Source organism: Nonomuraea sp. NPDC048901, assembly GCF_040649695.1.
Lineage (GTDB): Bacteria > Actinomycetota > Actinomycetes > Streptosporangiales > Streptosporangiaceae > Nonomuraea.
In genome coordinates this window covers 348,061-362,023 of sequence record NZ_JBEZFW010000004.1, presented here as the reverse complement: position 1 = coordinate 362,023, position 13,963 = coordinate 348,061, and the positions used below count along the sequence as shown (strand labels likewise).

Here is a 13,963-nt window from a genome sequence, read left to right as displayed (position 1 = left end):
TAGCAGTCGCATCGCTCGAGTGCCAGAACTTGAAGGAGGAGCGCGTGCCGACCTACCAGTACGCCTGCAACGACTGCGGTGAGCAGCTCGAAGTCGTTCAGAAGTTTACCGACGATGCGCTGACGGTCTGCCCGGCCTGCGAGGGGAACCTGCGCAAGGTGTTCTCCGCCGTCGGGATCGTGTTCAAGGGATCGGGCTTCTACCGTACGGATAACCGGGCCAGTTCGACTGGTTCGTCCACCACCTCCTCTTCGTCCTCGTCCAACGGGAAGTCGAGCGAGAGCAAGCCCGCTGAGTCCAAGCCGGCCGAGTCGAAGTCCACCACGACTCCGGCCCCCGCGGCCGCTTCCGCCACCTCCTAGCGCCCTTTACGCTGCTGGCGTGGGCAATCGGCGTTGACGCCGAGCAGGGCCGGGGCAACTCGTTCGACGAGTTGCTCCAGCTGGGGGTGCGCGCCCCAGTCCGCGACGAGTCTGCTCAATCCCTCGCTCGAGCAGCGCAGCAGCCTCAGCGCGGCCCGCTGGCCGTCTTCTGTGAGCCGCAGCGAGTCGCCGTCCGGTGACCGTTCGACAAGGCCGTCCGTTATCAGCTGGTTGGCATAGGGACGGCCTTGTTCACGGCTGACGTTCGCCCGCGCCGCCAGGTCCGCGGCCTTGACCCAGCCCTCGCCGCCGAGCCTGGCCACGATCCAGACGCCCTGCGGTGGTACGCCGGTCAAACCGGCCAAGTCGCCCACCCGTTCGTAGAAGCCCCTGCGCAGGTTGGCGTCCGCCAGGCGTACGAGACCTCGCTCGACCTCGGCCAGCGACGACCGCTCCGCCGACGTGGCGCCCAGCCCCTCGCCCAGGTCGGTCGCCTTGGTCGTCTCTCTGAGGCGCTGCTGCGGAATCAGCCAGCTGAGCAGGAAAGCGACGAACATCACCGGCGCCGCCACCCGAAAGACGGCGGCGATCGCGTCGGCGTACACGTGCAGAAACGCAGCCACGAGGTGGCCCGGCAGCCGCTGAATGGTGGTGGGATCCTGCTGGACCCGCGCCGGATCGAAGGCCGGCGGCAGCCTGGTCCTGGTCAGCAACTCGCGCAGATCGGCGTCGAGCCGGGCGGTGAAGACCGCGCCGAGCGTGGCGACGCCGAACGAGCCGCCGATCATCCGGAAGAACGTCGCCCCCGACGTGGCCACACCGAGGTCCTTGAAGTCGACCGCGTTCTGCACGATGATCACCAGCACCTGCATGGTCATCCCCAGCCCCACACCCAGGACCAGCAGGTAGAGGCCCAGCGCCGACAGGCTCGTGTGCTCGGTCACCATGGACAGCAGGAACATCCCGGCCGTCGCCACCCCCGTGCCCGCGATGGGCAGGAAGCGGTATTTGCCGGTCCTGGCGATGATCTGACCGCTCAAGATGGACATCGTGAACATCCCCGCCATCATCGGCAGCAGATAGACCCCGGACAGCGTCGCGCTGACCCCGTGAACCACCTGCAGATAGAGCGGAAGGTACGCGAGCGCGCCGAACATCCCGAACCCCACCACGAACCCGACGAACGCCGTCATCGAGAACGCCCTGTTCCTGAACAGGCCGAGCGGCAGAACCGGCTCCGCCGCCCGCCGCTCGGCGAGCACCCACCCAACGAGCAGGGCGACGGCCGCCACCGTGAGCCCGATGATCATCGGGCTCACGGCGGCACCCCCGGTGGCGATCAGAACCAGACACGACGTGGCACCGCCGAGCAGGACGACACCCACATAGTCGATCTTGTGTTTGGTCCGCGTCTGATCCCCCGGCAGCGCCGTGGCGATCACGAACAGCGCGACCGCGCCGATGGGCAGGTTGATGTAGAACACCCAGTGCCAGCTGAGATGATCGACGAACAGACCGCCGAGCAGCGGCCCCACGATGCTGGACACCGCGAAGACCCCGCCGAAGAACCCCTGGTATTTCCCCCTGTCGCGGGGCGACACGACGTCGCCGACGATCGCCTGGGCCAGCACCATGAGCCCGCCGCCGCCCAGGCCCTGGATCGAGCGGAAGAAGATGAGCTCGCTCATGTTCTGGCTCAGGCCGCAGAGCGCCGAGCCGATGAGAAAGATGACGATGGCCGCGACGAACAGCCTCTTACGGCCGTATTGGTCGCCCAGCTTGCCCCACAGCGGCGTGGAGACCGTCGAGGCGAGCAGGTAGGCCGTCACCACCCACGACAGCTGCTCCAGGCCGCCGAGGTCGCTCACGATCGTCGGCAGGGCGGTCGACACGATCGTCTGGTCGAGCGCCGCGAGGAGCAGACCGAGCATGAGCGCGACGATGATGAGGACGAGGCCCTTTTGCCGCATGCGAAGATACTACTCTTCGCACTTGTGTGCTAACGCAGTGAAGTAAGTTATCCACAGAACGCCATTCAGCCCCTGCTCCCCCTCCACCAATGCCGCTAATCTCGGCGCCATGCTCACTCGTGCAGACATCGGCGTCATCGGCGGCTCGGGCTTTTACTCCCTGCTCGACGACGCGGAAGAGATAGAGGTCGCCACCCCCTACGGGCCGCCCAGCGACGTGGTCACGGTCGGGCGCATCGGCTCGCGCCCCGTGGCGTTCATCCCCCGACACGGGCGGGATCACCGCTTTCCACCCCATCGCATCCCCTACCGGGCCAACCTCTGGGCCCTGCGCTCACTCGGCGTCCGCCAGGTGCTCGCGCCCAGCGCCGTGGGCTCGCTCCAGGTCGAGCACGGGCCGGGCGCGATCGTGATCCCCGATCAGCTCATCGACCGTACGTCTGGACGGGTCCAGACCTTCTACGACATCGACGGCGCGGTCCACGTGTCCTTCGCCGACCCCTACTGCCCTTCGGGCCGCTCCGTGGCCGTGACGGCCGCTCGGGCGGGCGGCTGGGCCACGGTAGACGGCGGCACCCTGGTGGTGATCGAGGGCCCGCGCTTCTCGACCCGGGCGGAGTCGCGCTGGTTTGCGGGCAACGGGTGGACGATCGTCGGCATGACCGGCTTCCCTGAGGCGATCCTGGCTCGGGAGTTGGCGCTCTGCTACACGTCGCTGTCGCTGGTGACCGACCACGACGCCGGGGTCGAGGCCGGCGAAGGCGTGACGCATGAGGAGGTGCTGGAGTTCTTCGCCCGGAATGTGACACGCATGCGGGGGCTGGTGGCGGAGGCCGTGCAGGGGCTGCCGAGTGAGCGGTCGTGCCCGTGTGGGTCGGCGTTGGACGGCATCAAGCTGCCGTTCGAACTGCCGTGAGTGGGAGCCCTGCGGGCGGCTGGCCGGGGCTCGCCCGCCCCGGTTCGGCGGGGCGGGCTGAACGGCTCGGAGGGCTCGGGCGCCTTGGGCGGGTTGGGCGGGTTGGGCGTCGTCGGCGGCGGCTTGTTGCTGCGATGGCGGCTGGCATCGGCGTCCTTTCCGCATATATCGCCCTACGCCCTACTCACGCCCCCTCCGTACTGGTGGCAACCCATGACCTCTCCCCCGGCATCCTCAAACCGGGCGACCTCCGCCCGGCCGCCCTCAACCCACCCCCGTACGGCGCCATCCGCTCGGGCGCCGTCGGCCGCATGCTGGCCGGGGCCATGCGCCGCGGCGAGCCCCTCACCGACGTACGGCTGCTCCACTCGCTCCCACTGCCATCCGGCACCGTGGCCGCGCCGGTGCGCATCGCCGACGCCGACACGGCCCAGCTGATCACCCCGGGCTCGACGATCGGCGTCCTGGCGGCTTGGGAGGGCCAGCCGGCCCAACTGATCGCCGACGACGTCACCGTCGTAACCATCCCCAAGGCCGAGGACGACCACGGCGCCTTGATCGTGCTGGCCACCAGCCCATCACAGGCAAGCCAACTGGCCGCCGCCCAGGCAGGCGGCCGCCTGTCCATCACCATCAAGCCCCACCCGTAGCAACCGTAACCGGCTGTGCCGAGACAGACCTTGCCTAGAGAACGGAATCCTTCTTGGGGTCGTACTCCCAATGCCACGGCTCGAACGGGCTGCTATAGGCCCAGGACGGATGGAACCACCCATACTTCTTGGAGTTGTTCTCCATCCAGACGAACTCCACCGACCGGAACCGCTCCACCCCACCACAGAGGTCAACGGCCAGCCCGAGACCGTGGTTGCTCCGCCCCGGCACCGCCGCGAACCCCGGCCGCCGATAGTAAACCGACTGCTGCTCAGCCAGGCTGCGGTACGCGTCGGTCACACACATCTGCTTACCGAACCGCTTCCGATAAGCCTCATTCAAGCTGACGAAGGCGATCGTCGCATCAGCCCTGAGGCTCTGCCCCTTCTGCTGCAACGGACACAACATCGCCTTCGGGATCAACCCATTGGGATAGGAGTTGGCCGTCGCCGCCCGCAACGGATTGCACCCCAGCGCCGCCCGCCCGACCTTGTCGACCTTGATGCCCATCTTCACCAGCGCCGCGGTCAACGACTTCACGATCTTGTCCGACCGCTGCCTGAGCGTGTCGATCTCCACCGCCATCTGCGCCTCGGCCAGCAGATTAGACGCCCGCAACTCCTGCGCCTCGCCGGCCAGCCGCTCCGTCTCCTTGTAGAGCGTGCTGGTCTGCTCAACCACCTGCTGCCGATTAGCCACGATATGAGCGGTATTGGTCATGGCCCGCAACGTCCCGGCGTCAGCATCACCGGACAGGAACGGCGCAACCCCATCACCACCGACAGGCTGCTCGTACAACAACTCCGCCATCTGCGCCACCGGCTGCCGAATCACGGCAAGCTTCCTCTCCGCCTCCTGCAGCGTGGTGAGCGTCGCTGTCAGCTTCTTCTCAGAGGCGGCAATGTCGCTACGACGCTTCTCCAGCGCCTTGGTCGCGTCCTCAAGCTCCTTGGCCGACTTCTCGGCCTCCTTGCGAAGCTCGGTAAGGGTCGCCGGATCCCGCCGTTCGGCGTGGGCAGGCGTAGCCGCAGGCAGGATGACCAGGGAAGTCATGGCCATGGCAACCGCGATCAGACCCGCTGACCGAGGGGATGGCACCGTCGACTCCTCCGTTTGCAACTCTGTTACCAGGGTCCGGCACGCACGTTACTACAGCCCTCCGAGTGCCCGGACCGAACTCTGAAGAGCTGTTATGACCGCGAAAGAACCACTTTGTACGCCCAACTGCCTTCGCGGCTGCCTTCATGGGCTTGTCGTCGCAGGTAGGACGGGTACATCACGGACAGATCAGCCCACCTGTGCGGCTGGTGCATCCTCACGGGCATATGGCTCAGTGGGGCATGTGATGGCACTGGGGGTGGCGCGGCGGTCATGTGGGGCATCCATTGGGGTGGGTGGCAGGGCAGGCAACTGCCGCACCCCTCACGGTCGGATCAACGCGTACTCGGTTTCACAGGCAAGCGGAGCCATACACACTCAGACGAGGCCAGCACAGTCGGAACGGCACCATCTTCAGCGAACGCATCAAGCAGGCCACCACCACTCCAAAACATCCACCTCCCCTCCCTCGCTTCCGCCTTCGCTCCCTCCATCACTTCCCCCTTCGGTCACCTCTCGCTTGGGCTCGGTCACTTCCCGATTAAGCCCGGCCGCCTCCCGCTTGGGCTCGGTCACCTCTCCCTTGGGGCCGGCCGCCTCCCGCTTGAGTCCGGTCACCCCCCGCTTGGGCCGCCGCCCATGCTCCCGACAAGACTTCCAAAGCCACGTATCCACCCACTCCCCCGCACACGCCCGCTCCGTACGCACAGGCTCAGCCGTACCTCGCTCCACGACGACAGGCGCAGGAGAGGGCATCACCACCTCTGCCTCGTCCTCCTGCGACTTCGGCTTCGGCGCGGCATCGCGCACAGCCGCCGGCACCACCCCCTCGTACCACCGCTCAGGCCGAGCAGGCGCAGGCATCAAAACCGGCTCAAACCCCACCCACCCCCCAACCCCAGCCCGCATCCCCCGCTGCGCCGCCGCCCTCTCATAGCCGGTGAGCTCCCCCGCCAACAACCCGCCAGCAAGGATCCCCGGCGCCAACACAGCCGCAATCAACACGACAGGCCGCCTACGCACCTGACTACGTCGCCTTCTGGTCACAGACCCGACGCTATCGACGCGGGATGCGCAACAATCTGATCGCTTGCCATGCCTTTACTGCAGCTCAGAGCACCCATGACCCGCCCAGCCAAACTCACGACCGCCCTGCGTCCCACACACTGCCGTAGTTTCGCTAGGCTTACGGGGTCCGCCTCCGTAGCTCAGGGGATAGAGCACCGCTCTCCTAAAGCGGGTGCCGCAGGTTCGAATCCTGCCGGGGGCACCAGACCTGACCAGCCATAGAAGCCCCTTGACCAGCGGTAACGCCAGTCAGGGGCTTCCTTGTGCGTCCGGTGCCGTCCGGCTGTAGCTGATCGTTAGCGGTTGATCGTGCCAAATACGTGCGCACAGTGCTTCACTCTTCCTCAGCCCTGCATCGACCCGCGTCGCCATGACCGACCACGCAGAAGACCGTCACACCTTCAAATGCCCCTTTGGAAGTCGATAGCAATATGTCCGAAGTGCCCGTTTCGGCGAAAGTGCTCGAAAATGGCCTCCGGCGCCGCTAAGTGCGCAGGTCATTCAGGGTGCTCCCCGCGCACGCGGGGATGGTCCCTCGGCGAACTTCCGTTCAGCGGCGTCGGCCCGGTGCTCCCCGCGCACGCGGGGATGGTCCCCCGGAGCGGGAAGCCGCCGTCTGGCGCTGCATGTGCTCCCCGCGCACGCGGGGATGGTCCCTACGACGGCAACGTCAACCCGCTTCGCTCACTGTGCTCCCCGCGCACGCGGGGATGGTCCCCCGCCTCACGCTTTCGTGGGGGTCCCCCCAGTGTGCTCCCCGCGCACGCGGGGATGGTCCCGCTGCGGTCCCGGGGGCGCCAGGGTGTTACCCGTGCTCCCCGCGCACGCGGGGATGGTCCACCGGATGATGCTGGCCCGGACCATCAAGGGCTTGTGCTCCCCGCGCACGCGGGGATGGTCCCTCCCCGGCCTACCGCTGGGATGCGGCCTCCGAGTGCTCCCCGCGCACGCGGGGATGGTCCCGACCCCAGCCCCTCGACGTAGGGGGCGAACTTGTGCTCCCCGCGCACGCGGGGATGGTCCCGGCTTCCTGTCCACGATGCAAGTCGTCGTCGGGTGCTCCCCGCGCACGCGGGGATGGTCCCGCGGCGGGGGCGGACCGGATCTCGCTGTCGCCGTGCTCCCCGCGCACGCGGGGATGGTCCCCGGATGGTCCTGTTCATCGCGTCCTACTCGCTGTGCTCCCCGCGCACGCGGGGATGGTCCCGAGTCCCCCGTGCTCGGGCAGATGATCGCCCGGTGCTCCCCGCGCACGCGGGAATGGTCCCGTCAGCAGGTCCACGCCAGGCTCCAGGCCGAGGTGCTCCCCGGGCACGCGGGGATGGTCCCGACCTGCTGTCAAGCAGGGCGTCGGAGTCAGCGTGCTCCCCGCGCACGCGGGGATGGCCCCCTCTACGAGACGACCGTTATGAGCCAATTGGTGTGCTCCCCGCGCACGCGGGGATGGTCCCCAGGCAGCGTCCACCGCCGCATGGCCGCGGCCGTGCTCCCCGCGCACGCGGGGGATGGTCCCGGAATGTTCGGCTATCGCTATGGTCTCAAAATGTGCTCCCCGCGCACGCGGGGATGGTCCCATACCGGCCTCTAGGAGCCACATGAGGCGGTAGTGCTCCCTGCGCATGCGGGGATGGTCCCCAGTGGAAGTCCCTGGGAGCTACACCGGATCAGTACTCCCCGCGCACGCGGGGATGGTCCCAGCATTAAGGATCGAAAGGTTCGTATTGAAGTGTGCTCTCTGCGCACGCGGGGATGGTCCCTGCCACACGTCACGGCCGGCCTGCTGGGAGCAGTGCTCCCCGCGCACGCGGGGATGGTCCCAGCGGCTCGCGCGAGAGCGTCGACCCTGACGTGTGCTTCCCGCGCACTCGGGGATGGCCCCGTGCCGCCCGACACCTTGCCGAGCTGGTGGGTGTGCTCCCCGCGCACGCGGAGATGGTCCAGACCAGCCGTCGGCGGATGACCCGCTGTCCGAGTGCTCCCCGCGCACGCGGGGACGGTCCCATATGCGGCGCCGCACTGCTCGCAGGTGCGGGGTGCTCCCCGCGCAGGCGGGGATGGTCCCTCGGACTCCTGGAGCGTGGTCGCGATGCCGATGTGCTCCCCGCGCACGCGGGGATGGCCCGCCCGGGTCGGTGTCCCTCCCGAGGGTAGGAAGACACCCTCCAACGCCGACCTCATCGTTACTCCAGCGCCTCGGAAGCGGTAAGCGCCCGGGCGAGGTCCTGGCGTGCGGCTGTTCTTGGATGCCTGGAACGACTCCATAGTCTGGGGGTTCTTTGCGTATCCGTACCGTCCCGCTGTAACTGATCGTTAGCGATTGATCGTGCCAAATGCGTGCGCACAGTGCTTCACTCTTCCTCAGCCCTGTATCGACCCGCATCGCCATGACCGACCGCGCCAGAAGATCTTCCACCTTCAAATGCCCTACCTAGGAAGTCGACGGCAATATGTCCGAAGTGCCCGTTTCGGTGAAAGTGCTCGAAAATGGCCTCCGGCGCCGCTAAGTGCGCAGGTCATTCAGGGTGCTCCCCGTGCACGCGGGGATGGTCCCCCAGGGAAGCGCCCCTGGGCGGTGCCGTCCGGGTGCTCCCCGTGCACGCGGGGATGGTCCGCAGAGCCCAGACGCGCCGAAGCTGGAGTTCGAGTGCTCCCCGTGCACGCGGGGATGGTCCCCCTGTCAAGCTGCGCCTCGACGAGTTCGAAGACGTGCTCCCCGTGCACGCGGGGATGGTCCTCCGGGTCAATGGTCCAAGACACCTGGTCGCAGGTGCTCCCCGTGCACGCGGGGATGGTCCCTACTGGACCGTGGCCATGCCGGTGCACCTCAAGTGCTCCCCGTGCACGCGGGGATGGTCCCTTTAGCCCTGGAGGAAGCAAGGCGCTTGTGGAGGTGCTCCCCGTGCACGCGGGGATGGTCCCTTGCTGGCGTCGGCGAGGACCTCGACGTACAGGTGCTCCCCGTGCACGCGGGGATGGTCCCCGGTTCGACTCCGCCCAGCCCGCCACCCCGACGTGCTCCCCGTGCACGCGGGGATGGTCCCGACTCGTGGGCGAGGTTGATGGCGAGCTGCGGGTGCTCCCCGTGCACGCGGGGATGGTCCCACCTCGCCCTTGTCGTCGGAGTCGCCCAGCCAGTGCTCCCCGCGCACGCAGGGACGGTCCCGTGGATGAGGCCCAGCAGAACAAGATCGCGGGGTGCTCTCCGCGCACGCGGGGATGGTCCCTACTTGCAGTGGGAGCCACTAGCAGAGGAGGTCTGCTCCCCGCGCACGCGGGGATGGTCCCAGCAGCCCCATGCCGTACGACGCGAATGCCCCGTGGTCCCCGCGCACGCGGGGATGTGGTCCCCTACGCGCGCAGGTTCGAGCGGCGTATGCCTGAGGACGATCCAGTGTGGCTGAAGTACTTCGACGAGGCCGAGCTGGCGGCGGAGTTCGCGCACTGCATCCGCGACCTCGGACATCACCATCGGGTGGGTGCTGGAGAACGTGGAGTTGTCGGAGGCCCTGTACGTACGCAGCTTGTCCTTCGTACAGATCATCCTGGCCTCCAGTCACGTGGCCTGCGGCGACCTGGAACAGGGCAGCGCGATAGCGCGCGAGGTGGTCACCACGGTGGCGACCTGCGATCGGCACGCATCCAGCGCTACGTCCGGGAGTTCGTCAACCAGCTCGCGCGATACGGCAACGATCCGCTGGTGTGGGATTTTCAGACCTTCGCCGAGACTCGGCTCGCCCGAGCCCGCTCGGAGGCCGACGCGACGCGGTAGCCGTTAAGAATGGCCTACAGGGGGCGTCGCAGCTTTCCAGAAGCGGTAGCCGCCCCGCCGACTTCGGGTCAGGATTGATGCACCGTCTGGGCGCCAATGGAGGTACTGCATGCGCGCGGCATATTGCCTCTTAGCGATCTTCCTTCTGGGCGTGCTCTCCTTGGTCTCCTGCTCGTCAGCGCCATCCCTTGATGATGCGGCGACCGAGTTGCAGAAGGACACCCATGCTCTGGAGACAGACGACGTTTTCAAGAACCCGCTCAAGAAGCTGCACATCATCGCAAGGCCGGACACCGATATCTCTTGCGGAGACGGGCACTTCAAACGAGTACTAGAGGCAACGGCGGACTACACGCGCGCCAACGAACCAGTTGATAATTATCTGGACCGAGCTCAGCGCCTGATGGAGGATACTCTGCGGCTGCCTCGCTTCGGCTATGACGTGACGTTCGACCCCGCACAAGTGGACCAACTTACAGGCCGGACCATCCACGGAACGAAGGAGGCGCTCGGCATCACCGTGACAGTGGAGGTCCATGAGGAGCCGCCGACCTGGCGATTGCGGGCCGAATCTCGTTGCCTCGCGCGTTGAGTCGGAGGTGTCAGCTCCATTTCTCGATCAACTCTTTGGTCAGGGTACTTGTGGTGAATCTTGAGGCGTCTTCCATCTTCCCGTCCAACTTCTGGTTGGCGTCCGTCCAGTGCTCAAAGACCGAGAGCTTGTCTCTCAGGACCTTCTCCACGTCGCCGCCTGCCGCGTCCCGCTTGGCCTCTTTGAGGATCTCGTCGTAAGTCTTGAGATGGCCGGTCTCCTTGCTGACCAGCTCGTCAGGAGGGGGCGTGGAGGGGAAGCCGCCCTCGTGAAGGAGACGTGACATGTCGTACCTCTGGCGTACGACGTAATCGACACGCTCCGCATCGAGTTTCTCGACCCGAGTCTCGAAGCTGGCTACCCATCCGTCGAGCAACCTGCTGACGGCATAGGTCTTGGCCACGGTCCATCCCATGTCGACTGCCTGGCTGGCTACCGGAATTTTGTCGATGCCCAGGGCGGCGGTGTTCTTGACCATGTCGAGGACGAGGGCGTCGATGGCGTCGGCCTGCCCGCGTACCTTGGACGCCGCTTGGAACTCGATCCCGGCAAAATCGCCGAACATCTTGGCAGCATCGTCGAAGTGGGTAGTCGCGTTCTTCCCGTCGAGGCCCGCTGTCGTCACGAGCGTGTCGTGGTAGAACCGTGCCATGGCCGAGTCGAACTCCTTGGTGAGGCGTTCGTCGCCGGTAAAGGTGCGCAGGAAATTGAAGGTGTCTTTTGGGCTGAGGTAGAAACCGGGGGTGACGCCGGGGATATCGATCCACTCCGGTGGATGTCCCATTCCTGATGACCGATCGATGGCCTTGTCGAAGCGGCCGCCTGTGGTCAGTTCGTGGATGTAGGACTGGGCGATCAGGCTCATCGAGTCCCGAGCGGCACCGGGTAGCTTCTCTCGGTACGCGCTGGTCGCTTTGATCGCGTCGAGAGCGAAGGCGGCGGCGTCAGCGGAGTGTTTACCGGGTTGCTCTGCCTTCACCTCCGCGCCGGACGCAAGAACTCTACCGAAGGCGTCGGCGACCTCTTCCTCGATGCCGGGGCCCTTGGCGTAGTTGATGAACAGCTGCATCTTCTCGGGCTGGGTGAGCTTGGACTGCGGAGTACCCATTGCGGCGAAGGTGGCCCGGACGGCCGCACCGTCGCCATCCAGTACTTCCAATCCGAGTGCTACGAGGTCCGACGGGATGCCCAGGGCCTGGGTCTGTGTATTGCTCCCAGCGCGGAGGCTTTGCTGCGGATTAGCCACGAAGGCGTCCAAGACCAGGGCACGGGCTGCTGCGGTGCGGTACGCGGTGGGGGCGTTGGCGCCCTTGAGGAGGGCTAATCGGTTCCAGGCGGCGTTCTTGGTGGTGGGCTTGAGAAAGTCGCTCTTGAACCGCTCGAAGGCCGGCACGCTCGCCGGGGCGCGTAGTGCGGCGCCGAGGGCCTTGCTGAAGGCGGCGAGGTCTTGTTTGGCGGTCTTGCTGCCTGTGGCGACGATCAGGCTCGGCAGGGCGTCGCGTACGGCCGGAGAGAGCATGGCGAAGAAAGCGGCGGCGGCCTGCGGGTTGTCCGCCAGTTTGGCTATCTCATCGGCGTGTTCGTGGATCAGTTGCGCCTGGAGGTCGGCGGAGCCGTTGCCCACGATGCCCTGGCTGTACATGTTGGCCAGCCCGCGAGCGTCATCGAAGGCGGCGAGTTGGTCGGGGAGCATCAGGAAGGCCGCGCCGGCCCCCTTGCCCAGCTCGCGGATCGTCTGGCTGCGGTAGGCGAGCATGGAGATCTGGCTTTCGCTCCACTTGGAGACATCGAGAATCTCCCGCAGAGGTCCGGTGCTGATACCGTTTGCGCGGAAAAGCTGATCGAATTCATGGTAGAAGTCGCCTAGGCGGTTTGTCGCGTTCTGCAAAGAACGTGACATTCCATCCATCGCGTCGGGATCGATGCCGCAGAATTCGTTGGCAGAGCTTGTCATTACGAGCGCCCGGCCAGCCCGTGGCGGATGGCGTTCGCCATGGTCTCGGTGACCATGGGCGGGTGATGGCGCAGCTCCTCTTCGACAGCGCTGGTCACTCGTTGCGCGATGCGGAGTAGCTGATGCTGGCGTTCCTGCAGGTCGGCGGACCACTTACGGGCAGTAGGGCCGGTCCATACCGTGCCGGAGGACATGGCGTGGATGGCCGGAAGATACGCCTGGCGTAGCTGGCGGGCCTCATCCTCGGCCTGGGCGAGCAACTGCTTCAGGCGTACGTGTCGCGGGTTGGGGACCATGACCTCAGCCACGAAGATCTCCCGGGCGTCATCCGAGAAATACCGACTTAGTACGTTAGACCGATTTTATGGCATTCCGCAAGAGATCTGGCTTGAGGCTTGCCATAAAGGAGGAGTGACGCTATTGCGAAACGGTATAGCCGCATGGAGGAAGGCTTCGGCCAGCAATCGACGGCGGGAGACTGGCTGCTGTCATCGACTTTGGGACATCAGCCGTCGGACGCCCCCGCCTGGGATCCGGCAATCGGCTGGGCCAACGTCCTTAGGCGACAGCCGGGGGCCTTCCGTAGCGCCGTCGGCAAGACCCACGGTATGAGCGGACCCGCGGGCACGCACCACACGCCCGCTTAGCGCCCTTCATCAACCGATTCGTGATGCCCGACAATATCCAGCGGGCCTCCGTGTCCCGCGCCTATGCCCTACCTTCGAAAGCCAGTACATAACAGCGATGCCCATAATGTCCGATTCAGTGAAAGTGCTCGAAAATGGCTCCTGCGGCCGCTAACTACGCAGGTCGTGGAGTGTGTTCCCCGCGCACGCGGGGATGGTCCCTCCACGGTCTCCATGCTGATCAGCCCGTACAAGTGTTCCCCGCGCACGCGGGGATGGTCCCCTGCCTTCCATGCTTTCCCACCGCCACCGTCAGTGTTCCCCGCGCACGCGGGGATGGTCCCCTGGCGCCGCGCTGGCAGCCGTACAAGGGGCTGTGTTCCCCGCGCACGCGGGGATGGTCCCCTGTGCTGAACTGGGTGCACATTGTTGGACCTGTGCTCCCCGCGCACGCGGGGATGGTCCCCGTGGAGGCCGCCGCGGCACGGTCACGCTCGCGTGCTTCCCGCGCACGCGGGGATGGTCCCTCGAGCGGGTAGTCAACGAGTTCGCCCTTGTGGTGCTCCCCGCGCACGCGGGGATGGTCCCGACCAGGACCGCATGATGTGGCGCCACCGCACGTGCTCCCCGCGCACGCGGGGATGGTCCCTACAGTTCGCGGGTGGGCGCTGCGGTAAAGGCTGGTCGCTAACAGGGCGGGTCCAGGTACGACGCCCTGGGTGTCGCACAGTGAGATCATCGGCTACGACGACCTCTACACGGTTTGCGGGGAGAGCTGGGGTGAATACGGCTCGGACACGCTTATCGGTCAGAAGTGGCGACAGGCTGGCGGATGGCTCGGCGAGCGCGTCCCCGTAAAGACGATGCTTCCTAGCGCCCGCGACGGCGGTGACGGCGGTGACAACGCTCTTCCTCGATCTGGCCACGGCGACCTACGGTCGGGTTGTGGATTCCGTC

At 66.4% G+C, this 13,963-nt stretch carries 8 protein-coding genes, 1 tRNA gene and 3 CRISPR repeat arrays; of the genes, 5 read left to right on the top strand and 4 right to left on the bottom strand.

Going from position 1 to position 13,963, the window contains the following annotated elements:
- Positions 1–44: 44 nt before the first annotated feature.
- On the top strand, positions 45–362 hold the full coding sequence (locus AB0C30_RS15415; RefSeq protein ID WP_357943679.1) for an FmdB family zinc ribbon protein: 318 nt from the start codon (positions 45–47) through the stop codon (positions 360–362).
- Here AB0C30_RS15415 and AB0C30_RS15410 read toward each other — a convergent pair.
- A complete protein-coding gene (locus AB0C30_RS15410) occupies positions 359–2,332 on the bottom strand; it encodes a DHA2 family efflux MFS transporter permease subunit (RefSeq protein ID WP_357943677.1) in 1,974 nt (657 codons plus the stop codon). The two genes, AB0C30_RS15415 and AB0C30_RS15410, sit on opposite strands and share 4 nt — an antisense overlap.
- A 109-nt stretch (positions 2,333–2,441) precedes the next feature.
- Here AB0C30_RS15410 and AB0C30_RS15405 point away from each other — a divergent pair, with 109 nt between their 5' ends.
- Complete coding sequence (locus AB0C30_RS15405; RefSeq protein WP_357943675.1) at positions 2,442–3,248, top strand: S-methyl-5'-thioadenosine phosphorylase; 807 nt, start codon at positions 2,442–2,444, stop codon at positions 3,246–3,248.
- Positions 3,249–3,451: 203 nt separating this feature from the next.
- The gene (locus AB0C30_RS15400; protein WP_357943673.1) at positions 3,452–3,898 is read left to right on the top strand and encodes an SAF domain-containing protein; all 447 of its coding nucleotides are present in this window, start codon (positions 3,452–3,454) and stop codon (positions 3,896–3,898) included.
- Positions 3,899–3,932: 34 nt separating this feature from the next.
- Here the strand turns inward: AB0C30_RS15400 and AB0C30_RS15395 are convergent, their stop codons facing one another.
- Entirely contained in the window at positions 3,933–4,958 is a 1,026-nt protein-coding gene (locus AB0C30_RS15395; RefSeq protein WP_357943671.1) for a D-alanyl-D-alanine carboxypeptidase family protein, read from the bottom strand.
- A gap of 1,236 nt (positions 4,959–6,194) precedes the next feature.
- Between AB0C30_RS15395 and AB0C30_RS15390 the strand changes: the two genes are divergently transcribed.
- Positions 6,195–6,270 (top strand) — tRNA-Arg (locus AB0C30_RS15390).
- Positions 6,271–6,571: 301 nt separating this feature from the next.
- Positions 6,572–8,187: a CRISPR direct-repeat array (repeat unit 28 nt; unit sequence GTGCTCCCCGCGCACGCGGGGATGGTCC).
- Between the two features lie 400 nt (positions 8,188–8,587).
- Positions 8,588–9,411: direct repeats of the CRISPR family, unit length 28 nt; unit sequence GTGCTCCCCGTGCACGCGGGGATGGTCC.
- A gap of 532 nt (positions 9,412–9,943) precedes the next feature.
- Positions 9,944–10,426 (top strand): hypothetical protein, encoded by a 483-nt coding sequence (locus tag AB0C30_RS15385; RefSeq protein ID WP_357943669.1) that lies wholly within the window; start codon positions 9,944–9,946, stop codon positions 10,424–10,426.
- A gap of 10 nt (positions 10,427–10,436) precedes the next feature.
- Here the strand turns inward: AB0C30_RS15385 and AB0C30_RS15380 are convergent, their stop codons facing one another.
- Entirely contained in the window at positions 10,437–12,380 is a 1,944-nt protein-coding gene (locus tag AB0C30_RS15380) for a hypothetical protein (RefSeq protein ID WP_357943667.1), read from the bottom strand.
- Positions 12,380–12,688 carry a hypothetical protein gene (locus AB0C30_RS15375; RefSeq protein ID WP_357943665.1) on the bottom strand — a complete coding sequence of 103 codons (309 nt, stop codon included), beginning with the start codon at positions 12,686–12,688 and terminating at the stop codon, positions 12,380–12,382. The genes AB0C30_RS15380 and AB0C30_RS15375 overlap by 1 nt, the downstream gene beginning before the upstream one ends.
- A gap of 511 nt (positions 12,689–13,199) precedes the next feature.
- Positions 13,200–13,655: a CRISPR direct-repeat array (repeat unit 25 nt; unit sequence TCCCCGCGCACGCGGGGATGGTCCC).
- Positions 13,656–13,963 lie beyond the last annotated feature (308 nt).